The organism is Echinicola sp. 20G (assembly GCF_015533855.1).
Taxonomy (GTDB): domain Bacteria; phylum Bacteroidota; class Bacteroidia; order Cytophagales; family Cyclobacteriaceae; genus Echinicola.
The window spans coordinates 4,524,677-4,548,753 of the sequence record NZ_AP024154.1; the positions used below are offsets into that span (position 1 = coordinate 4,524,677).

General features: G+C 38.4%; 18 protein-coding genes. 5 read left to right on the top strand and 13 right to left on the bottom strand.

From position 1 onward, the window contains the following. Positions 1–433 precede the first annotated feature (433 nt). Both JL001_RS18350 and JL001_RS18355 read right to left on the bottom strand, forming a co-directional pair. A complete protein-coding gene (locus JL001_RS18350) occupies positions 434–3,568 on the bottom strand; it encodes a PKD domain-containing protein (RefSeq protein WP_200978831.1) in 3,135 nt (1,044 codons plus the stop codon). A gap of 187 nt (positions 3,569–3,755) precedes the next feature. After that, positions 3,756–6,890 (bottom strand): PKD domain-containing protein, encoded by a 3,135-nt coding sequence (locus tag JL001_RS18355; RefSeq protein ID WP_200978832.1) that lies wholly within the window; start codon positions 6,888–6,890, stop codon positions 3,756–3,758. A gap of 360 nt (positions 6,891–7,250) precedes the next feature. Between JL001_RS18355 and JL001_RS18360 the strand changes: the two genes are divergently transcribed. The 3 genes from JL001_RS18360 to JL001_RS18370 all read left to right on the top strand — a co-directional run bounded on the left by JL001_RS18360 (position 7,251) and on the right by JL001_RS18370 (position 11,586). Beyond that, positions 7,251–8,486: a Bcr/CflA family multidrug efflux MFS transporter gene (locus JL001_RS18360; protein WP_200978833.1), complete on the top strand. Its 1,236-nt coding sequence runs from the start codon at positions 7,251–7,253 to the stop codon at positions 8,484–8,486. Positions 8,487–8,695: 209 nt separating this feature from the next. Continuing rightward, positions 8,696–10,315, top strand: a complete 1,620-nt coding sequence (locus tag JL001_RS18365; RefSeq protein WP_200978835.1) for an ABC-F family ATP-binding cassette domain-containing protein — start codon at positions 8,696–8,698, stop codon at positions 10,313–10,315. A gap of 86 nt (positions 10,316–10,401) precedes the next feature. Beyond that, entirely contained in the window at positions 10,402–11,586 is a 1,185-nt protein-coding gene (locus tag JL001_RS18370; RefSeq protein ID WP_200978836.1) for a class I SAM-dependent rRNA methyltransferase, read from the top strand. Positions 11,587–11,622: 36 nt separating this feature from the next. Here JL001_RS18370 and JL001_RS18375 read toward each other — a convergent pair whose 3' ends face one another. After that, a complete protein-coding gene (locus JL001_RS18375) occupies positions 11,623–12,480 on the bottom strand; it encodes a formate/nitrite transporter family protein (protein ID WP_200978837.1) in 858 nt (285 codons plus the stop codon). A gap of 56 nt (positions 12,481–12,536) precedes the next feature. After that, positions 12,537–13,145 (bottom strand): hypothetical protein, encoded by a 609-nt coding sequence (locus JL001_RS18380; protein WP_200978838.1) that lies wholly within the window; start codon positions 13,143–13,145, stop codon positions 12,537–12,539. A gap of 252 nt (positions 13,146–13,397) precedes the next feature. Between JL001_RS18380 and lhgO the strand changes: the two genes are divergently transcribed. Continuing rightward, positions 13,398–14,600, top strand: a complete 1,203-nt coding sequence (gene lhgO / locus JL001_RS18385) for an L-2-hydroxyglutarate oxidase (protein ID WP_200978839.1) — start codon at positions 13,398–13,400, stop codon at positions 14,598–14,600. A 30-nt stretch (positions 14,601–14,630) separates the two neighbouring features. Here the strand turns inward: lhgO and JL001_RS18390 are convergent, their stop codons facing one another. The 7 genes from JL001_RS18390 to JL001_RS18420 form a co-directional block, all read right to left on the bottom strand. Continuing rightward, positions 14,631–16,139, bottom strand: a complete 1,509-nt coding sequence (locus JL001_RS18390; RefSeq protein ID WP_200978841.1) for an FMN-binding glutamate synthase family protein — start codon at positions 16,137–16,139, stop codon at positions 14,631–14,633. A 94-nt stretch (positions 16,140–16,233) separates the two neighbouring features. Then, positions 16,234–17,214 (bottom strand): YheT family hydrolase, encoded by a 981-nt coding sequence (locus JL001_RS18395; RefSeq protein ID WP_200978843.1) that lies wholly within the window; start codon positions 17,212–17,214, stop codon positions 16,234–16,236. A 74-nt stretch (positions 17,215–17,288) separates the two neighbouring features. Continuing rightward, positions 17,289–17,666, bottom strand: coding sequence for a hypothetical protein (locus JL001_RS18400; RefSeq protein ID WP_200978845.1), 378 nt, complete (start codon positions 17,664–17,666; stop codon positions 17,289–17,291). Next, the gene (locus tag JL001_RS18405) at positions 17,663–18,877 is read right to left on the bottom strand and encodes an NAD(P)/FAD-dependent oxidoreductase (RefSeq protein ID WP_200978847.1); all 1,215 of its coding nucleotides are present in this window, start codon (positions 18,875–18,877) and stop codon (positions 17,663–17,665) included. Before JL001_RS18405 ends, JL001_RS18400 begins: the two co-directional genes overlap by 4 nt. Before the next feature lie 103 nt (positions 18,878–18,980). Next, complete coding sequence (locus JL001_RS18410; RefSeq protein WP_200978849.1) at positions 18,981–20,519, bottom strand: helicase HerA-like domain-containing protein; 1,539 nt, start codon at positions 20,517–20,519, stop codon at positions 18,981–18,983. A gap of 87 nt (positions 20,520–20,606) precedes the next feature. Then, positions 20,607–21,014: a DUF4332 domain-containing protein gene (locus JL001_RS18415; RefSeq protein WP_192010292.1), complete on the bottom strand. Its 408-nt coding sequence runs from the start codon at positions 21,012–21,014 to the stop codon at positions 20,607–20,609. A 26-nt stretch (positions 21,015–21,040) separates the two neighbouring features. Beyond that, complete coding sequence (locus JL001_RS18420) at positions 21,041–21,490, bottom strand: DUF937 domain-containing protein (RefSeq protein WP_200978851.1); 450 nt, start codon at positions 21,488–21,490, stop codon at positions 21,041–21,043. A gap of 311 nt (positions 21,491–21,801) precedes the next feature. Between JL001_RS18420 and JL001_RS18425 the strand changes: the two genes are divergently transcribed. Further along, positions 21,802–22,557 (top strand): molecular chaperone DnaJ, encoded by a 756-nt coding sequence (locus tag JL001_RS18425; RefSeq protein ID WP_236252884.1) that lies wholly within the window; start codon positions 21,802–21,804, stop codon positions 22,555–22,557. Positions 22,558–22,626: 69 nt separating this feature from the next. Here the strand turns inward: JL001_RS18425 and JL001_RS18430 are convergent, their stop codons facing one another. Further along, positions 22,627–23,229, bottom strand: a complete 603-nt coding sequence (locus JL001_RS18430) for a tetratricopeptide repeat protein (RefSeq protein ID WP_236252885.1) — start codon at positions 23,227–23,229, stop codon at positions 22,627–22,629. An 8-nt stretch (positions 23,230–23,237) separates the two neighbouring features. Next, positions 23,238–24,053, bottom strand: coding sequence for a 2,3,4,5-tetrahydropyridine-2,6-dicarboxylate N-succinyltransferase (locus JL001_RS18435; RefSeq protein ID WP_200978853.1), 816 nt, complete (start codon positions 24,051–24,053; stop codon positions 23,238–23,240). Positions 24,054–24,077: the final 24 nt, after the last annotated feature.

Genomic DNA, 24,077 nt, shown 5'->3' on the forward strand with positions numbered 1-24,077 from the left:
ATCGGATATCAATTGGTAATAGTTGGTGATTTCATTCTTCACAATAATCAAAGTTAGGCAGGGCCTTATTTGCACTTAAAACTTCACTTTATGGATCTCTTCGATTACCTATTTTATAAATTATCAATTCAATATACTGGATAAAAACGAAAAGAAGACTGCACGAATTGATCAAAAAACCTTGAATACTCACTACTGAGGCACGTTTTATTTACATTTATAAACAAAAAACAAATTTAAAAATGATAAAAGTAATTTTGGACAGACACATTTCAGATTTTGAACTAAGAAAAAAGCACTTCATAATAATAGCACCTGTTAGGTAAAAAAATCACTAGATTAAATCAAAATGAGGTACTGTAATTAGAATATAATCCCTAATAGCCAGATAAAAGATTATGTTAATTTCATAATCAATAAATAACTTATGACATTACCTTAATACAGTAAAAACACCTCTCTTTTGGACAGTTTGGCTCTCTCCTTCCAAAACAAAATTATACTCCAATAAGTAGGTATAACTTCCATCAGCAACTACGTTACCATCAATCTTTCCGTCCCAAGGTTCTTTTGCCGTAAATATCAGCTCACCCCACCTATTGTAAATGGATAAATGATAGTCTAAGGAGCAATTGGAAATAGGCTGGAAAAGGCTGTTCACTCCTTCTTCATTCAGGTTGAAGCCAGTTGGTAACCTGACCACAGGAGCTTCTTCCTCAAGTTCAGACGAACCTAAGCTAATGCATCCATTATTGTCCAATACTTCGACAGCATATACACCTTTTGGAATCCCACTCAATGTAGCACCCTGGCTCTGTTCGTAATCCCAGGTAAAGGTAAAAGGACCATTTCCTCCTTTTGGCACAGCCAATAACTCTCCATTGGCTTCACCAGGACAACTTCTTGTTACTACTTCAACATCCACCAACAATGGCTCCGGACTCGGTACAGTTGCGAGAACAGGGATACCACAACCATTAGCATCAGTAAGCGTAAACACCAGCTCTCCTCCTGCTACTTCAGATAAGTTTATGGTTCCGCCTTGAATGGAAGCATTTTCATGATCAATTTGGTATGGCCCTACTCCGCCAGTTACCGAAATACTCACTTTTCCATCTGCTTTTCCGTAACAACTGGTCCCACTAATTGAGGTTACATTAGCCAAAAGATCCTCTGGTTGGTTGATGATAATGCTCTCATGACTGACCTGACACCCTTCACTATCGGTTACAATGACACTATAATTCCCGGCTGCTAAATTAATGGCAAGATTTTGATTAAGACTGGCATCATGACTCCATTCAAATTGATACGGAGATACTCCTCCTTCAACATTAAGTTGAATTTCGCCACTATTGTCACCATAACACAGGACATCGGTAACCTCAAAATTACTCACCAATGCTTGGTGTACCATAACATTCAGAACTTCTGAAACACCCGAACACATGGCATCCAACTGGCTAAATTCCTCATACCATATTTGTCCTGAAAGGTCAGGAGTGTCCCAAACAACTTCCACTTCTGAATGATCGTTATCAGAAACAATCTGTCCTCCTTGAATATACCATTGATAGGTTCTATTCGGCACTATTTCTGAAGCCACATACATATGAATTTGATTGGCATCAAAACATATAGATGTTTCTCCTTCAGGTGCTAAAGGCTCAATACTTTGGTTAATAATCACATCAGTTCGGATAATTTCTCCGGGACAACCTTCCTCAGTAAATGGAGAAGCGGCTATAAATGCATTATCACTAGTTTCACCCCACAAGACAGTAGCAGTGGAGTCTGTTGTATTGGTTATAGTGCCTCCAAAAACTTCCCATTCTGCTCTGGCGATATTTTCCGTATTCACCAATTTATAAGTAACCTCCTCAACATCTGGACAAACCATGGAAGGACCATCCAGCTCACCAATCGTTTCTAGAACATCCACCTCAAAAGCGATATCTTCTTGTTGCTCACAGGAGTTTTCACTGATGGAAGCGACAACTTTCACAGTATAGTTCCCGGGAGTTTCAAAAGTATGGTCAACTTCTTGGCCTACTTTTATGGGAGAACCATCACCAAAATCCCAAGTAAAATAAGTGAAAATGGGATTTTCAGGCTCAATACTCCATAATGACTCTTGGTCAAGACAAGCTACATTTTCCCCATTTATTTCAAACTCATAGGTCGGCTCCACTAAAAAATTTAGGTTTTCCAAACTGGCTCCCACAGAATAGCCATAAGACTCAATTTCTCCAAAACCATAAACATAAGCTATAAAACCATCACTGTTTTCTAACTTATGAGAACCACTATTGATATTAATGCGCGCATATGAGTAAGTAGGATTACTCGGCACAGGATCAAACTCATTTGCTACAATATTTCCATCTAAGATCGTTTTATCCACAGAGCTGGTTGCAACTATTATATTTACATAACTATATTGAATTTGCACCACATTCATGGCTTGAAAAGTGATGCTTTTGAGCAATTGTTCATTAGGACTATAAGAGATCATAAAAGGATCACCCAGATTAGAGTGGAGTGCCGATCCAATATTACAGGCTTGGCTTTTAGAATACACAGTAACTAAAATAGGCTTGTTACCATTGATAAACTTGATGTCGCCAGGACCAAAATTAAAACTTCTGAATTCTCCCTGATCCAAAGTAGCCACATTCACGCCATCAAAACTTATTTGGGTATCATCCTCTGCTGCTATAATTTTTACCAGTTCTCCTGATGACCTATCCTTCAAAGGAATGTGGATAAATTCAAGCCCCCAAGTATTAATGGGGTACATTTGCTGAAATAAATGATCATTTGCTGATCCGCATTCCCCTACGCCAGTCCATTTATTCCCTCCAAACACAGCAATATTTTTACAATCATCAGCATTACTGCCTATTACCCTCACCCTGCTTCCTGTTAAGTCACTTTTTGATTTAAGCTGATAACTTTGACCCGCGTTCAAGGCGATTTGAAAGGGGGCGTTAGCTGTTTTCCCATCAATTGTTCTTTGTGAAGGCGTGATTTCAACTGTGGTATTATCTTCTACTCCTACCACCAACATCAGACTTTCATCATTTTCATTTAAGTTTACTCCCACGTTGCCACTAGGTGAGTTCTCGTAATGAGAAGCCACATAATAATCCTTGCCTAGGGTTGATACTGGCAACACCACTGTTCCATCCGCACTTCTCAATCTTTCATTGAAGGCATAAACTGAAATTTTACCATTAGCAATTACATGAACTCCTTTATTCTCAATTCTACCAGAGTTTCTATGCAACAGATCCTGTTGGGACTCTGGTATTCTTAAGGTGTAGTTCTGGCCTGTTTGAAGATTAAAATTATAAGTTAAACCACCTTGAAAATTACTTAAATCAATTGTTCCCTGAGCTGGTTCATTCGCAGAAATGACAATAACTGCTGTTCCATTCTGTCCATTGGTATTATTCTCCATAAACCCAAACCAAAACTCTTTGCCCACAGTGGTAAGTTGAGCTTGAACAGATGTTAAGCAAAAAAACATCATTAAACAGAGGGCAATGGACTTGTATAATCTCATTTGAACTATAAACGGAATTGTTTATTTAAACCAAATAATCAAGTTGGTCATAATTTTGATTTTGTTAAATAAGTAATTAAAAGTGTATTTTCTTTCATAAATACTTATTTTTTCACTTTTAAATCCTTGCTTCTTTTCTAAATTAATTATCCTTTATTTTTTTTTACTTCTCCTCACATCTGTTTTTTTAATTAATCAATTGTACAGTTCCCATGATGGTTTTTCTAAAGGTACTTTCATTAAGCTCATACCAGTATTCCAAAACATAATTGTATGTATTTGACAAAGCCTGTTTACCAGAAACCTTCCCATCCCATGCGGAACCTCCAGCATAAATCAGCTCTCCCCACCTGTTATAGATAATTAATTTATAATTCAGAGGACAGTTAGAAACAGGCTCAAAGTAAGGTTGATCACTATTTTTTGACAAATCAAATGCATTTGGCATACGTACAATCGGTGCCATTTCATCTAATGCTGCACTTCCAAAGCTAATACAGCCATTTTGATCAATTACTGTGACAGTATAATAACCTTTAGGAACTTCATACAATGAAGCCCCTGTTTGTTCGTTAAAATCCCACGTATACTCAAATGGCTCCTGCCCCCCAGAAGGAATTGCAAATAATTCTCCATCTTTTCCTCCGGGGCAACTTCTTCTAATTACATCCACTCCTACTTCTAAGGGTTCTGGGCTTTTTACTTCAAATGTAATCGGGTAAGTACAGCCATTAGCATCTGTGATTGTAAATTGATGTTCGTCACTTGACAAATTATTCAGTATCATGCCCTCACTGGATATAGTAAATTCTTCATGATCTATAAAATAGGGCTCTGTTCCTCCTCTAATATCAATATAAGCCATGCCATCAGCTCTACCATAGCAACTAGTACTTGAAACCTCGGTTACAACGGCCTCTAATATTTCAGGATAGCTAATATTTATATCATCTATAACTTTTTGACAGCCATTTGCATCGATGACAATGACTTTATATACCCCTTCATCTAAATTATTTAGTGTGGGGGTATTTAAACCAGGTTCATGGTCCCACAAAAAAGTATATGGTCCACTACCACTCAATACCTCAATGTTAACATTGGCACTTTGATCATCAAAACATAAACCTTGATTAACTTGTACATCTACTTTGAGTTCTTCCCTTATAGAAACCTCCAAAACATCAGAGACTCCCATGCAGTTTCCGTTATTAGACTCTGAGAACCAAATTTCCCCTACCACACCAGGCACATTCCATTTGACCTTTACCAATGTGTCATACCTTCCGGAAATTATTTCGCCATTTGAAATAAACCATTCAAATTTCCTTTCGGGCAGTACATTATTAGCTGAATATTCAAAATGTATATTAGTATCAAAACAAACTTCCTCTTGCCCTGTGGGCTGTTCAGGAGAAATTTCATCGCTTATATTTACTTCCAATGAAATCGGCATGCCAGGACACCCCTCATATGTAAAAGGAAGTAACTTTAATTCTGCCTTTTCATTATTTTCTTTCCATCTAACCCTGACTTTATCTCTTTCCTGACTTATTATTTCACCGCCTTCAGCTTCCCAATAAAAATTTTCAATATTGCTTTTGTTTAATAATTCATATTCGATTTCCTCAAACGGACACACAACAACGGCTCCTGCAATTTCTCCAAGTGTTTCCAATACTTCTACCTCAAACACAATATCTTCTTGTTGATCACAGGAATTCTGACTTACTGCAGCACTAATGGAAACGGTGTAAACACCTGGCTGCTCATATGTATGATAGACATTCTGACCTATTTCTATTGCTGACCCATCCCCAAAATCCCATTGAAAATAGGTAAAAATAGGGTTTTCAGGCAAAATTGACCAAACCGCTTCCTGATCTAGACAAGCTACTTTATCACCAAACACCTCAAATTCATACTCAGAACCTACCTCAAAGTTTAAATTTTCCAAATTTGCTCCTACTGAGTATCCATAGGATTCTAAATAACCAAACCCATAAACATACCCAATAAAACCACTTTCATTTTGTAAGTGGTGAGAACCACTAGTGATAACCAATCTAGCATAAGAAAAAACTGGATTTCCTGGAACAACCTGAAAACTGCCCCCTATCCGCTGTCCATCTAAGAATGTTTTATCAATTTCGGAAGAATAAACAATTACATTGACATAGTTTTGTTCTATGGACAAGATATCTAGCGCCTCAAAGGTGACATCCCTTAACAACTGCTGATTAGGACTATAACTTATGGTAAATGGATCACCATATGTATAACTATCCACCCCCTCTTCATTACACATCTGACTTTTGGCAAAAACAGATACATTAGATGGTTTACTGGTTTCAATAGCTGCAATTTCATTTTGGCCAAAATCTATGGAAGAAAACTGACCTGCAGATAAGGTAGCATGATATTCTCCGTTAATCGTTACCTTAGTATCATCTTCTGAAGCTAATATTTTGACCAACTCACCAGATGTTCTGCTTTTCAAAGGAACATGAATAAATGATGTTCCCCAAGAACTAATTGGGTAAACCTGCTGGAATAAATGGTCATTGGCTTCTCCACATTGGCCAACTCCCACCCATTTACTTCCTCCAAAAACAGCCACATTTTTACAATCATTAATATCATCTCCCAAGACCCTCACCCTTGATCCAGTCAAATCAGCTCTTGCCCTAAGCTGCATACTTTCTCCTTCATTAAGAATCAATATAAAAGGAACATTGGCTTGCCGACCATCATCAGTAGTCACAGATGGAGTAATTTCAACCTTTGTATTATCCATAACACCCACCACCAGTAAAAGGCTTTCATTTTTTTCATTAAGTTTAACCAAAAGATTTTCGCTTTCTGGACCAATCTCAAAGTGAGAGGTGACCAAATAATCTTTTCCTAAGGCAGAAATGGGCAATACCACCGTCCCATCTGCACTACGATAGCGTTCATTAAATGCATATACCGATACTTTTCCGACAGAAGAAATAAATATTCCTTTCTTCTCAAGGACTCCTGATGTCCGATGCATTAAGTCTCTTTGGTATGTTGAAACCCTCAAAGTATAGCTTTCACCGGCCTGTAAATCAAAATTGACCGTCCAGTTTGGAGAAAAGTTTGAAAGATCAATCGTTCCCTGAGCTTGTTCATTTGCAGTAATTATCAACACTGCATTTCCGCTACTTTCTTCTGTATAATTCTCCATAAAACCTACCCAAAATGCTTCGCCCACAGTTGTCAACTGCGCATTTACAGCATGAGCTGTCGAAAAAAAGATCGCTACCGTTACTAAACAAATGGACCAAAAACACTTCATTTTGAATCAATTATTTTAAAAATGCCACTATCAAATAGCTTATGTCATTCACATCATATACAAGATGAATGAAGAGCAGTTCAAATGCAATTATACAACCAATGAATTATTTATCAAGAAACATAAAACAAACAATAATTTCTCAAATCAAAACAATAAGCAATGATATCACTATACGTTCCTAATATTACTTACGAGTTGTTCTAAGAAACTCAGTTATACTTACCAATCATTTAATTTATTAAAAACAATTTTAGCAAATAACTAATAAAACATATGTAATTTTACGAACTAAGCAGAATATAATCGTGTTTACATTAAATCGCATTATTTTGATGCGAGGCATAAAGAGAAAGTGAGATGAGCAAGAAGCAGTATTTTGTAGTTATTCTAATTTTAGGTGCCTTGAGCACCATCAGCCCTTTTTCTATAGACATGTACCTTCCAGGTTTTCCTTCCATTGCGAAAAACTTGGGGACTGACATTGCCAAGGTGCAGCTTTCTCTTACAAGTTATCTGATTGGTATTGCCATCGGTCAATTGTTCTATGGGCCTTTGTTGGATAGATTTGGAAGAAAAAAACCTTTGTATGTTGGCCTCATCATTTATGTATTGGCCTCAATTGCTTGTGCTTACACTACCAATGTTGAAAACTTGATCATCATGCGTTTCTTTCAAGCGATTGGAGGTTGTGCCGGGATGGTTGCTGCTCAAGCTATGGTAAGGGATGTTTTTCCTGTAAACAAAACCGCCCAGGCAATGGCCTTGTTAATGTTGGTCATTGCTGTTTCACCAATGATCGCACCTACGCTTGGCGGATATGTAACTGCCCATTATTCTTGGAATGCAGTATTCTTAATCCTAGCCAGCATCACTTTGGTAATCATAGTGGCCTCCTATTTCTTCTTACCTGATGGCGCCACTCCGGACAATGAGATCTCATTAAGACCAAAGCAGGTAGTAAAGAAATATGTGGAAGTAACCAAAAATCGTCAGTTCTTGGTTTATATGTTGATTGGAGGCATTGCTGGTGCTGCGCCTTTTGCCTACATCTCTGGCTCTGCAGATGTATTTATGAACATCTATCAAGTTTCGGAACAGCAGTACGGTTGGATCTTCGCTTTATTGGCTACGGCCATGATTGGATCCACTCAGCTGAATCACATATTACTAAAGAAATTTAGCAGTGAGCAAATCATCAAAGTGGCTTTGACTTATCAAACCATCATTGGATTTATCATGATCCTTGGGGTTTGGAACAATTGGTTGAATGTCTATACTTTGATAACACTCATGTTTGTTTTCTTAACCGGACATGGTTTGTGTAACCCAAATGCTGCGGCCTTGACCCTGGCTCCATTTTCCAGAAATGCAGGAAGCGCTGCTGCCATGATGGGAAGTATGAGGATGGCAATGGGTGGTGTGGTTTCTGCAGCCGTCAGTATATTCCATAATGATACTGCTAGCCCAATGGTCATCATGATGAGTTTCTGTGCAGTAGGTGGATTACTGACATTAATCGTGGATACTCATTTAAAAAAAACAGAAAGAAAAAGAAAGGCCCTAGAAGAAGAGCAACATTCCATGGCCATGTAAATATTGATTAACAGTCGATTGATACAATTAATCCCGGTGTTCTGATTTTCAGTTCCCGGGATTTTTTACATCAGCACTCCCATAAAATCAAACAGTAGAAGCTTTCATCAAATAAAGGTACTTCTCTTTTGATTTAGCAGCTAATTTGATTCCCAGCCCCAATAAAATTTGTATCTTTGGCACTTGTAAAAACAGAAGCGAAATAATTCATGATTTCAGTTGATAATCTTTCCCTAAAGTTCGGAAAAAGAACCCTTTTTGACGAAGTAAACCTCAAATTCACACCAGGCAATTGTTATGGTGTTATCGGCGCGAATGGTGCCGGAAAATCTACTTTTCTAAAGATCCTTTCCGGAGATCAGGACAGCACATCAGGAAGTATCAATATTACTCCAGGACAGCGTATGGCTGTTTTGAAACAGAACCACTTTGAGTTTGATGAAATCGAAGTCCTGAAAACCGTCATCATGGGCCATAAAAAGCTCTATTCGATCATGGAAGAAAAGGATGCCATATATTTGAAACCTGACTTTTCTGAAGAGGATGGTATTCGGGCTTCTGAATTGGAAGCGGAATTTGCTGAAATGGATGGTTGGAATGCCGAGTCAGATGCAGCTGCCATGCTTTCTGGCCTTGGCATCTCTGAAGACCTTCACTACGTCCAAATGAAGGAGCTTGCCGGTAACCAAAAAGTAAGGGTTTTGCTAGCCCAAGCTCTATTTGGAAATCCTGATATCTTGATCCTTGATGAACCTACCAACGACTTGGATGCAGAAACCATCAGTTGGTTGGAGGACTTCTTGGTGAATTTTAAGAACCTCGTAATTGTAGTTTCTCACGACCGTCACTTCTTGGATGCCGTATCTACTCACATCGTTGATATTGACTTCAGTAAGATTAAAGTATACTCTGGTAACTATACCTTCTGGTATGAATCCTCCCAGTTGGCTGCCAAGCAGAAAAGTGACCAGAACAAAAAGGTGGAAGAAAAGCGTAAGGAACTTCAGCAATTTATTGAAAGGTTCTCCGCCAATGTGGCCAAGTCCAAACAAGCTACGGCAAGAAAGAAAATGCTCGAGAAACTTAATGTGGACGAAATCCAGCCTTCTACCAGAAAATATCCTGGTATTATTTTCAAACCAGAAAGAGAAGCAGGTGACCAAATCTTCATGACAGAGGAACTGAGCCTCCAAGATGATGGCACCGTTTATTTCAAAGATGTCAACCTAATGGTGGACAAAGGAGATAAAATTGCCTTTATTTCCAAAACCAAACAGGCAGTAAACAAATTCTTCCAGACAATCATGGAAGAGATTCCTGTTCAAAAAGGAGAATTCAAATGGGGCGTGACCATTAATAAGGCTTACCTTCCAAACGATAACTCCAAATATTTTAATACAAGCCTAAACCTTATCGATTGGCTAAGGCAGTATTCCTCTAATCAGGAAGAAGCTTACGTGAGAACTTTCTTGGGCAGAATGCTATTTACCGGTGAGGAAACCTTAAAATCAGCTTCTGTTCTGTCTGGGGGTGAAAAAGTAAGGTGTATGATTTCCAAAATGATGCTTCAAAATCCGAACCTATTGGTCATGGACGAACCAACTAACCACCTTGACTTGGAGTCAATCACTGCCTTTAACAACGCTATCATAGAGTTTAACGGTACTGTATTGTTATCATCTTATGACCATGCCTTTGTTCAATCTACTGCCAATAGAATCGTGGAGTTTACCCCTAATGGCACCATAGATAGAAGAATGTCTTATGATAATTATTTGGAAAGCGATGAAATCAAAGCCTTAAGAGATCAAATGTACCAAAAAGGTTAATCGCTTTTTTATACATAAACTGATAAATCCCTTTTTGATTGGTGTATGAAGCCAAACACAAAAAGGGATTTTTATCTTTAAATATTATGACATATTATCCCAAAATCATACTTAAAAAAGGCAAGGAAATATCCTTGAAGAGAAAGCACCACTGGGTTTTCTCCGGTGCCATTGCCAAGGCTGATGAAGGAATCACTAATGGCCAATTGGTAAGTGTCTATAGTAACCGCAATGAATTTTTGGGCATTGGACATTACCAGCAAGGTTCCATCACAGTAAGAATAATCTCATTCGAAGATCGGTTAATCAATACAGATTTCTGGATAGAAAAAATCCAAGCAGCCTACTCTATGAGGTCAAAAATTGGCTTGGTAGACAGTGATCAAACGAATGTTTTTAGGTTGATACATGGAGAAGGAGACAAATTACCGGGTTTGATCATTGATTATTATAATGGCACAGCTGTAATTCAAGCGCATACCATCGGTATGTATGCGCACAAAGACGATATCTCAATTGCCTTACAAAAAGTGTTGGGAGAAAAACTGGATGCTGTTTATGATAAAAGTGCCGAGACGCTTTCTAAAAGTCAAATGGCAGTGGATAACCAATTTTTGTATGGAATGCCTAAAACCAATATTGTGGTTGAAAATGGTAGTAAGTATGAAATCGACTGGGAAAAGGGCCAAAAGACTGGTTTTTTTATCGATCAAAGAGAAAACAGGAAACTACTAGGGGCTTATAGCAAAGACAAAAAAGTATTGAACACCTTCTGTTACTCTGGTGGTTTTTCGATAGCAGCCCTAGAAGCTGGCGCCAAGGAAGTTCACTCTGTAGATATCTCAGCCAAGGCCATTGAGTTGACAGAAAAGAACTTAGTCCTCAACCCAGACTTAAAAGGCAAGCATGAATCTAAAATAGCGGATGTGGTAAAATACATCCGGGAAATCGAGCAGGATTATGATGTCATCGTACTGGACCCACCGGCCTTTGCCAAAAACATGAAATCTAGGCACAATGCTGTTCAAGCTTACAAAAGATTGAATGCAGAAGCACTGAGACACATCAAGCCGGGTGGAATCCTATTTACCTTCAGTTGCTCTCAGGTAGTGGACAAGCAACTATTTGCCCATACGATCACTGCAGCAGCCATTGAAGTTGGCAGAGAAGTAAAAATCCTTCAGTATCTCTCCCAGCCTGCCGACCATCCTATCAACATCTACCATACTGAAACGGAATATTTGAAAGGTTTGGTCCTTTATGTAGCCTAAAGATTGGAGCCTCTTCCTTAATTAGAAGAGGCTTTATTATTTAATATCTATATTATAGACAAAAGCCCTGTACTTTAATAAAGCAACAAAAACTGCTCCCCCAACTGCATTGCCTAATAGTGCGAAAAACTGAAAGTTAAGGTACCTCAGTAAATTGATCTGATCAGAACTTATTAAACCAGAAAATACTTCTACGTTACCTACCACACTGTGATGCAAGCCTGTGAAGGACATCGTAGCTGTGATGATGAAAATGATGAATATTCTACTCAAAGTATCCCTAGAAGAAGTCATCAACCACGAAAGTAAGCCCATTAGCCAACCTGCAAGCACCGCACTACTGAATATCACAATTGATTGATAGTCGGTTACATGCAAAGCTATTTTTTCTACCGTTTCCAAATCAAACATGCCGAGCCTAGGGCCTATCCAAATCAGCAACAATGCAATCAAATAGCCCCCTATCATATTTCCAAAAATGACCAAGCCCCAAATTTTCAATAAACTCAGGACACTCCTTTTCTTATTCAACACCGGCAAGGTCAACAAAGATGTCTGCTCGGTAAATAAAATGGACTGACCCAAGATCACCATTATGAACCCAACTGGATATACCAAGGAGATAAGTTTGTAGCAATATGCTTCGGAAAGAAAACCGGAACAAAAGAAGAAAACAGCGCAAATCAACAAATAGCTAAAACCTATTTCCAGCCCAGCAGTCACCGAACTTAACAATAGACTACTTGGTTTACGGTCATAGGTCTCTAGCCCTTCGGTAATTTGTTGCTTTAGGATTTCACCATGCGATTTGGTCGAATCACTGGAGATAGAACCAGATTTATTCAGTTCTGAGTCAATGCTCTTTTGTTTTTTCTCTTCTTCCGTGTTGGCCATAAAGCTGTTATTAAAAGCTCAATAGCACAAAATTCATTCCTGAAATGGCGCAATAGTTACTTCTTTAGCAAAAACCCTACTTTATAGGTCAACATAGCATGCCAACCATAATAGCCATCATAGCCAGTCACAGAAAGATCAATAGATTGCTTGCGATTGGCTTGATTTCCTATCCAATCAAAAGACAGTTGAGTGAGAAGTCCAATTTGGCTTCTAGAGATTCTTTGGTACCCGTTTGATACCAATACGTTATGCTCATCATTACCATAACCCCTAAAATAATTATCTACCCCATAATGATAGGAAGGTCCCGCTGCTAAGCCCACATCCAAGCCATTATTGGTATTCAGGAGATCTGCTTGAAATGCAAAGTTCATTAAAAGCGCTGTGCTCTTATCAGCCAACTCTGGATAAGGGTTGGAAGCTGTTTTTCTCTCAGAAAAATCTGTTGACTGGAAAAATATCAGCGAAGGATTTAGGGACAAGCTTTTGTTTAGGTAATAATTCAAATCATTGCTGATGTTGATTCCCGGAATACCCATATTTCCTTCCACTCCTATCCCTCCTCCAATATTATAATATATATCAGATTTTGACTGGGCATGAACATTGGAAAGTGTGGCAATAACAATAACTAAGCTGGCTAAAAGCAGTTTAATTTTCATATTCTGGTAGTTAAATTTTGTCCAAAACTAGTGATAATCATAGATATTAATACCCACACATTGACATATAAGTTAATAAACCACTCTTACACGCTGATTTTCAACTAGTTTAACACTTTGTATTATTTTACATTCCATCAGCCCATGAATTGCTGTGGTAAGCTTTATCAATCTGACATTGTAATGTATATTTGTAATTGTTAATGAAAGTGCATTGATTAATTGCATGACTCTCCCTGACTAACCAATTATATGACATACGATATCACAATTGTTGGTGGCGGCATTGTAGGACTGGCCACTGGACTTAAAATAAAACAGCAAAACCCTTCCTTGAAAGTGGCTATTCTGGAAAAAGAAGGTGAATTGGCCAAACATCAAACGGGAAATAATTCTGGGGTAATCCACTCTGGATTATACTATAAGCCAGGTTCACTAAAAGCTACTAATTGCATCAATGGCTACCATGAATTGGTTCGCTTTTGCGAGGAAGAAAACATTCCATTTGAACTGACAGGAAAAGTAGTGGTGGCTACCAAAAGCGACCAAATTCCTTTGCTACAAAACCTACTACAAAGAGGGCTTCAAAATGGCTTGGAAGGTACCAGACAGATTTCTTTGGACGAGTTAAAACACTACGAACCCTATTGTGAAGGAGTGGCTGCTTTGCATGTTCCACAAACTGGCATTGTGGATTATAAGAAGGTAGCTTTAGCGTATGGTGAAATATTCAAAACCATTGGTGGTGAAATATTTACAAAACATAAAGTTTTGAAAATCAATCATAAAAATAATCTTATTGAAGTAATCACTTCAAGTAAAACATTAATCTCTAGATTGGTTATCAACTGTGCTGGATTGTACTCTGATAAGGTGGCTGATATGAATGGAGAACTGGATCTCGATGTCAAGATCATTCCTTTCCGCGGTGAATATTATAAGCTGAAGAAGGAAAGAGAATACTTGGTCAAAAACCTTATTTACCCAGTTCCTGATCCCAACTTCCCGTTCCTTGGTGTTCACTTCACCAGAATGATGAAAGGAGGCGTAGAAGCTGGTCCCAATGCCGTCATGGCTTTCAAAAGAGAAGGTTACAAAAGAACAGACTTTAACTTAAAGGAATTCAAAGAATCCATCACTTGGCCAGGTCTACAAAAGGTGGCTGGTAAGTATTGGAAAACAGGCTTAGGAGAATATTACCGTTCTTTTTCCAAAGCAGCATTCACTAAAGCGCTTCAGGAATTGATTCCGGACATCAAAGAAGATGATTTGGTGGATGGTGGAGCCGGTGTCCGAGCCCAAGCTTGTGATAGAACAGGAGGACTTTTGGACGATTTTGCCATTACAGAAAATGCACATGCCATCAATGTACTGAATGCACCAAGTCCAGCAGCAACCAGTTCTTTATCCATAGGCGGGACTGTCGCTGAGTTGGCACTAAAAAGATTTTACTAAAAAAGGAGGTCATTGACCTCCTTTTATTTTTTAATCTACCCTATTCAATACGGAGTCTGGGAAATATTTATTGGTTAGGGCAACCATTTCATCCCCCTTGACAAACATGCTGATATCTATTTCATTGGTATGTTTTACGCCACAAGCTCCCAATAATTCCAAAACAGCATGCATGGTATTTCGATGAAAATTATATACCCGTTCTGCCTTATCATCCACCACTAGCCCTTTTACCAACATCTTATTTTGGGTGGCCACACCAGTTGGACAATCATTGGTATTGCAACGTAAAGCCTGAATACAGCCTACACTGAACATAAAAGCCCTAGCAGAGTTACAAATATCCGCTCCCAAAGCCCGCATTCTCAATATTGAAAAAGCTGTCAGCACCTTTCCACTCGCAATTACCTTTACTTCTTGCCTCAGCCCAAACTTCTCCAAAGTCCTATTGACAAATATCAATGCCGGTTCCAAAGGAATTCCCACAGAATCTGAAAACTCCAAAGGGGCAGCCCCTGTGCCACCTTCTGCGCCATCAACCGTAATAAAATCCGGAACGATTCCAGATTTTTTCATTTCGGCACAAAGGTCTATAAACTCTTCTGTCCGCCCAATACAAATCTTAAACCCAATAGGTTTCCCACCACTTAACTCTCTCAATTCTGAAATAAATGAAACCAACCCTTGAGGATTAGAAAATTTACGGTGACTGGGAGGGGAAATCACAGTTGTATATGGCTTTAAACCTCTAATTTTTGCTATTTCAGGGGTGTTTTTTTCAGCTGGAAGTACACCTCCATGCCCGGGTTTTGCCCCTTGGGAAATTTTGATTTCTATCATTTTCACCTGTTCATGGGCAGCTCTTTCCTTGAATTTATCAGGATCAAAATCTCCGTCTTCTGTTCTACATCCAAAATACCCTGTCCCAATCTGCCAAACCAAATCTCCTCCTCCATCCAAATGGTAAGTGGACAATCCACCTTCTCCAGTATTGTGATAAAAGTGGCCTTTCTTTGCACCTTTGTTCAAAGCCAAAATGGCATTCTTACTCAAAGACCCAAAACTCATGGCCGATACATTCAAAACTGAAGCGCTATAAGGTTTATGACATAATTTACTCCCTACGATTACCCGTGGAATCTTGGTCACAGGAGGTGTGGCATAGATAGAGTGTCTAATCGCTTCATAATTTTCCCCGGTGATTTCCAATTGTGTTCCAAATGGATGAGTATCATTCACGTTTTTTGCCCTTCGGTATACCAAAGCCCGATGGTTTCTGCTAAAAGGTTTTCCATCTGTACTTCTCTCAATAAAGTATTGCTGGATCTCAGGAGCTATCATTTCAAACATATACCTGAAATAGCCTAGTAGAGGAAAATTTCTGAGGATAGTATGCTTTGTTTGAAAGCGATTATAAATTCCTACGATGGTCAATGGAATTACTACAATAAATGCCCAAATCCACTGCTCATAATAATAAGATAAAACAGCTACTAGTAGGATGAGGATAATTGTTATATTATAAAAAAGATACCGCATATTTTTGAGTTTAATGATTAAATATAAGCTTTTTCGATTCTATGAAAAACTAATCATGTAGCTAAAAGTTTAGCTTAACAATTAAAAAACCATTTCAAACATCATGATTATCCTGAGAATTAATAAACTGGAACATCCGGTGTTCTACCCAAGTGAATTCCTCTCCTTTTAAAGCGAAACCTGTATGCCCTCCCCGTTTGGGCATTTCCAAATAAATATTGGAATGTTTTTCAGCCAATTCTATTGGATAACACCTTCCTTCAAGCAAAGGGTCATTTAAAGCATTTACAATCAGTGTAGGAGTAATAATATTGCTCATCCAATTGTCAGCACTAACGGAGTGATAAAAGTCATTGGCATCTTCAAACCCATGAAGTTTGGCTGTAAAATGAGTGTCAAAAGTGTCAAAATCCTTCACTCTCTCAAGTAACTCTAAATCTAATAGTCCAGGGAATTGATCGGCTTTTTGGGCCATTTTAACTTTTAACTTAGATAAAAATTTGTTTCTGTAGAAATAATTACTGGCATACTTGAGGGTGGCAGCGCTGTCTGATAAATTACATGGCGTACTGTATACCGCCGCTTTTCGAATCTGGGTCGGAATATTCACATTCTCCTCACCGAGGTACTTCAGCGTTTGGGCTCCTCCCATACTAATCCCCGACAAATAAATATGCTCATAAGGATAAGCCTTGCAAACATAGTCCACCACAGTCTTTAAATCATATGAGGCTCCATGATGATACATCTTTTGACTCAAGTTCATTTCTCCACTGCAGGAGCGGTTATTCCATGCCAAAACATCAAAACCTCTTTGATTAAAAAGCTTGACCAAAGCAGTTACATAATGCCTTCCTGAACTACCTTCCAGACCATGCGATATAATGAGTAAACTTTCACTACCCACATTGCTCCAGTCCAAATCCAGAAAATCCTGGTCTGGCGTAGTTATTCGCTCCCTTTGGTAGCTTACACCTTCTATCTTTCTGAAAATACTGGGGAATATAGTCTCAAAATGACCATTGAAATATAATGCTGGAGGCCCTGGGTAAGATGAGTTTGTTATTAAAGACATGAGCTAATTTGTGCTAAATGAATTGAAGCACAAGTTAGACTATATTGAAAAATGAAAAAAATAAATTACTTAAATCAATTAATTCCTAGATCACCTTCTTCTATATCTCGAAGCAAGTCATCGGTAGCTTTCAAAAATTCCTGAAAATGATTGTCAAAATTGGCATCCATACCAGCAGCAGCAATTAGTTTTCTGCCATCATCCAAAACCTCACTCAAATTTCTGAGTTCAAATATGGTAACTGTGGGCCGAACTTTATGACGAGCCTGATGGATAAGTTCTTCGTCTTTTCTATCAATGGCTTCTCGATACCTTTCTTTAAGTTCAGATACAGAATTGGAAATTGCGAGCAGAAGCTCCTTTTGAAATGCCAAATCTCCTTCAGACATTTCTTGAACTTTTTCCATGTTAATGTTCCTACTACTTACCATATATGTTGCCCCGTTGTTCATATTTTCAAATTTGGAGAAACTCCTGCTATAAATCCGGTGGTCCAAGCCGCTTGAAAGTTAAAACCACCTGTAATCCCATCTAAATCTAATACCTCACCAGCAAAATATAAATGCTGTACCAAACGACTTTCCATCGTGGCAGGATCTACCTCACTTAGCCTTACTCCACCTGCCGTAACAAACTCCTCTTTGAAGGTAGTTTTCCCTCTTACATGCAATATATAGCAAAAAATTTGTTGTTCCAAACTATTTATTTGCTTTTTATTAATATTCATCCATGTATTTGAATTGGAAATATCCGATTTACCAATTAAATGTTCCCATAAGCGTTTTGGCAAATCAAACAGTTGATGTGATACCACCTTTCTTTTAGGGTGCTTATGTTTATAAGTCTGCAGTTCGTTTCGAATTTCCTCTTCCTTCAACGCTGCATTCCATCTAATATGAGCATTGGCACGATACGAATGATCATGTAACCAATGGGCACCAAATGCAGATAATTTTAGCACAGCGGGTCCACTTATCCCCCAATGGGTGATCAGTAGAGGTCCTTGATATGCCAACTTGGTACCTTCCAATCTCACATAGGCATCTGGTACGGATATTCCGGGCAATTTTCTTAATTCAGCATCTGGTGAATTAAAAGTAAATAATGAAGGAATTGGAGCTTCAATGGTATGGCCTAAGTCAGCCAAAATTTTATAGGACTCCAGTTTTGGACTTCCCCCAGTAGTTACAATAAGTCGATCTACGTTGGTTGTTCTTTCATTTAAATGTAACAAAAAACCATCTCCTTCTTTTTCTATCCTAATAACAGGGCTTTTTAGCAAAACCTTCACGCCCAGAATTTCAGCTTCTCTCTTTAGGGCATCTATGATGCTTTGTGATTCGTCCGAAATGGGAAACATCCTACCGTCAGCTTCAATTTTCAACTTTACGCCACGGCTTTCAAACCATTCCACGGTATCTCTTACCTGAAACTGTTTGAAGGCTTTTTTGAGAAAGTTTGCCCCTCTGGGATAATTCTTAATGAGCTTAGAAACCTGAAATGCAGCATGGGTAAGATTACATCGCCCACCGCCGGATATCTTTACTTTTGAAAGTGTTTTGTTGGTCTTCTCGTAAATTGTAACATCAGCTCCATTTTTGGCTGCATGGATTGCAGCAAAAAAACCAGCTGCACCACCGCCAATTACTCCTATTTTTAACATAAGTGTAAAAATATTGAGACTTGATCAAAAATAAAAAAAGCAATTATTGCATTTTTTACTCAAAATATTCTATAAATATTATACATCCTAATTTATTTAAAATTTATCTCTTTTTTCCTGACAAAGTCCCCATAATACTTCTTGTCAATTCTCTGAAAATCGTCCTTCCAATTTGTCTGACCATGGTATTTTTAGATATCTCTTCAAAAAAACTATCTTCTTCCTTTTTCCGGTTAGCTTTTCTGGAAGCTTGCTGAACAGCCTCTCCGGCTTCCTTTGCATTTTCTTCTGAATGGCTGATCTTTCTACCTAACATCTCATAAGCACTCTCTCTATCTATGTTTTGATTGTACTTGAGAACCAACTGGGATCCGTCCACCAAGTCCTTAATTTCTGCTTCTGACAAGATATCCATCCTGCTGACAGGTGCCCGCATCAATGTATGCGCCAAAGGCGTGGGCATTCCCTTTTCGCTTAATGCAGTGACCAATGCTTCACCAATCCCCATAGCAGTGAGCACTTCCTCTGTATCATAAAACTCAGAAATTGGGTAATTTTGCGCTGCCTTTTGAATTGCTTTTCTGTCTTTAGCCGTGAAAGCCCTTAAGGAATGCTGTACTTTTAAACCTAGTTGACCCAAAACACTTTCAGGAATATCTGTTGGGCTTTGGGTACAAAAATATACTCCTACCCCTTTTGAACGAATAAGCTTTACAATAGCTTCTATTTTTTCCACCAACTCATCTGAGGCATTGTCAAAGACCAAATGGGCTTCATCTATAAACAAACATAGTTTAGGCTTGTCTTGATCTCCCTGCTCGGGAAAAGTCTCATAAATTTCTGTCAACAGACTTAACATAAAGGTAGAAAACAATTTTGGGCGGCTTTGAATATCAGTCAATCGTATGATTGAAATCACACCTCTGCCATCTTGTACTTTTACCAAATCATCCACATCAAACGAAACCTCACCAAAAAACTGCTCTGCTCCCTGCTGCTCCAACTCTATGATCTTTCTCATAATCGTATTCACAGACGCCGATGACACTGTTCCATATTCTTCCTTGATTTCTTCCTTGCCTTCATTGATGATGTACTGCAATACTTTTTTAAGGTCTTTCAAGTCCAAAAGTGGCAACTTCTTTACATCGCAATAGCGAAAAACCATGGCCATAATGCCTCTTTGGGTATTATTGAGTTCTAAAATCTGTGACATCAGTATGGGACCGAATTCCGTCACTGTAGCTTTCAGCCTCGCTCCTTTTTCTTGACTCAAAGTCAGTAATTCAACAGGAAGCCCCAGAGGCGTGTATTCCACACCGATCATATCACTTCTCCAAGTAATATGGTCATTAATACTTCCAGCTTGGGCCAAACCTGACAAATCCCCTTTTAAATCCATCAGGACACTTGGAATACCTTTTAAAGACAGCTGCTCTGCAATTACCTGTAAGGTTTTGGTCTTTCCAGTACCTGTGGCACCAGCAATTAATCCATGCCTGTTTAGGGTTTTCAATGGAACTTTTATACTCGCTCCCTTGATAGGTTCCTTTTCTAAAATACCTGTTCCCAAAACAATAAAGTCCTTCTTAGTTGCATAACCATCAACTATCTGTTGCTGAAATTTTTCTATGGAATTCATATCTATAAAGTGATTGGCTGAAAGTAAAATATAAAAAAATACCTTAACCGGATTATCCGATTAAGGTATAAAATACACAAGGTTAGTCTAATAAGTGACCATAGGCTCAAGTTCTTTGGCCTTGTTGATAAAGTCCTCTATTTGGCTCAAAGCTGGAACTACCCTGGTCAATTTCTTTTCAGCATTGGTTTCAGTAAGTGCTTTATGCAAGTTTTCAGCATTTCTATTTCTCAGTTCTTTGACGGTATCAACACCGGAAGCTTTCAATAGCTCGGCAAATTGACTGGCTATTCCAGAAATACGGAACAAATCCGCCATATTCACAAAAGTCAGAATCTTATGTTCATCGATTCCAGTGACTTCAGCCAATTCCTTTCTGCCTTTTTTTGAGGCTCCTTTTTCTAATAAAGCTTCTACAGTTTTAATTCCGGCTTTACCTAATTTTTCTTCATTTACCGGGCCGATTCCTTCAATACTTGTTATTGTTTTTGACATAATTGTTGTGATTATTGTATAGTGAATTATTTAAATAAGTTTCCCAATCCTCCCAGCATATCTCCTACCTTGCCTTTCAGTAAATCACCGGCACTCCCACCAATCAGTTTCATTAAATCTGCCTTTCCAGCATTTCCTCCAGTTTGGGCTGCTATTTTATCCAAAACCAAAGGCAAAACAAAACCGGTAACCTGTTTGGCAATAGTTGGAGAAATCCCCAATTTTGAAATATAGTCCCCCGCAAGGTTACTGGCAAATTTTTCGAAAGTACTGGTTCCTGCAGCACTACTTCCTTGATTTACTAAGGCAAGAAGTCCATCAAAATTGCCAGATCCAGCTTCTTTAGTAGCTGTTGTGGTTAAGGATTGCTTAGTGGTTTCCACTGCTTGGGATGCTTGGTCTTCCGTCAAACCAAACTGGCTAGTGATATTAGAGATCACATCTGGCCCAATATTGCTTAGGATATCTTTGATCATGATTAAAAATTATGGTTTTAAAAGATAAATGAGATGATTTAGAAAGGTATTTAACAATAACCCTGCCTCAATTTTATTCAATTCATTATAATATACCAAAAATCTAAAAAATACGTAAATAAAAGTTTGATTTATGTTGACATATTACCGAATTGTTATAATTAAACTTATTAAGAAATGCTTTATTTCGTTAATTAACCTTAAAATTTTCAAAAAAACCAAGGACATATCAATCAAATTTGAGTTCTTTAAATTATCATTAAGAATACCCTGTTCCGAATATGCTAAAATGCAATAAACTACTTATCCTTATGGGTAAGTTTCCAATACTCAACAAAACCATCAAGCTTTCTTTTGTACTTCTTCTTTTCATGGCTTCAAGTGCCTTGAAAGCCCAAAACTCCCCCAATCTGGGCCAAACCAGTAAGTTGATGGAGTTAGCAAAGTCTTCCATTGAAAAAGAAGATTATGAACGGGCAAACCAATATTTTAGACAAATCATTGATAGTGGTGTCCCTATTCCTTCGGAAATGCCTTACTACTTTGCAGAGACGCTTTTCCAACTCAAGCAGTACGATAACAGCAGTAACTTTCTTCATAAATACTTAGAAATAAATGGCTTTCAAGCGGATCATTATGAGGAAGCCAAGGGACTAGAAAAAAGGCTGGAAGCCCCCTTAAAAGCGATCAAAGACTGTGATCTCTGTGACCACAGAGGCTACAGGTATCATACCTGTTTTACCTGTGAGGGCAAAAAAGTTCTTGAACAGGATTGCCAGTATTGTCGCGGTAAGGGAATTGTGGGTTGCAGTCGTTGCCAAGGTTCTGGACTGGTGACAAAAAAGAATATTTTCAATATAACAGAATACTTTCAATGTGCGCGATGTAAGGGACAAGGAAGACTTACCTGTCCTAAATGTAAAGGGAGTTTGAAAGAAATCAGCGCTTGCAAAACTTGCTCCGGATTTGGACAACTTCATTCCGATGAACTTTGTGACCATAAGGAAAAAGAACCAAATCCAGCAAAGGAAGAAAAAGAACCAGAAATTGAGAATAATTTGTTTTGAATTTAGGTCAAAACAAAAAAGCTGATCCAAATAAAATCGGATCAGCTTTTTTTATGCTCTTAATTTAATCTATTGACAATATTTCTCTAAGGCAGTTTCAGCCGCTTTGTAGTTAAGAGAAGATGCTTTTCTAAAATCATCACAGGATCCCCTTTTTTTGGTCGCATACTTTAAGACACCTCTATAATAATAAGCTTGACCATAATTCTCATCCATTTTGATCGCATTACTGTATTCTTTCAAGGCTTCTTCCGTGTTTCCAATCTGATGAAGCGCCCTTCCCTTCATGAAATAAGCTGTGGCAGGAGCTCCAGGCACTTCCACAGCATAATCTGCATATAACAAGGAACGTTCGAAGTTATCCTGTTTTTGATAGAGGTTGGACAAGGCAAGCAGCAACTTTACATTTTTAGGATTAATCTTATAACCCGCTTCAAAGTCCTTTTTTGCATTTTCAAGATCTCCAAGCTCTTCATAAGCCCTTCCCCTTCGATACAAAGTTTCTACATTTTTTGGCTTCGAAGCTAGTTCATCTGAATAAGAATCAATTGCTTCTTGGTATTGGCCCTGCTCAAATAAAGTATCTCCTTCAGATCCTCCTTTGCTTCCACATCCCCACATCAAACTTGTTCCCAAACACAAGGCTAAAACTGATCTTTTAAAATTCATCATTTACATTTTTATACTGCGACATTGTTTTCACGCAAAGCATCATTTAAAGATGTTTTGCGATCCGTCGATGCCTTACGCTGACCGATGATCAAAGCACATGGTACTTGATATTCACCTGCTGCAAATTTCTTGGTAATGGAACCAGGAATCACAACTGATCTTGGTGGTACATAACCTCTGTATTCCTTCGGTTCTTCACCTGTAACGTCGATTATTTTAGAGCTAGCAGTCAAAGTTACACCAGCGCCTATAACTGCTTCTTTACCTACGTGCACACCCTCTACGATAATTGCTCTTGATCCAATAAATGCACCATCTTCAATAATCACCGGAGCTGCCTGCACTGGCTCCAAAACACCACCAATACCAACACCACCACTCAAATGAACATCTTTGCCAATTTGGGCACAAGAGCCTACAGTAGCCCAAGTATCCACCATGGTACCACTATCCACATAAGCACCGATATTCACGTAAGAAGGCATCATTACTACCCCACTTGCAAGAAATGCGCCATATCTGGCTACTGCATGAGGAACCACCCTTACACCATGCTTGGCATAATTGCTTTTCAGTGCCATTTTATCATGGAATTCAAAAGGCCCTACTTCTATAGTTCTCATTTTTTGAATGGGGAAATAAAGGATCACCGCCTTTTTCACCCAGTCATTTACCTTCCATTCTCCTCCTTCTACAGGCTCGGCCACCCTGATTTTCCCTGTGTCCAAATCATCAATAACCGTCTTGATGGATATTTGAACATCTTTTTCCTTTAACAACTCCCTGTTTTCCCAGGCCTTTTCAATGATAGTCTGTAATTCCATAAATTTATATTAGATTCGCTCTGA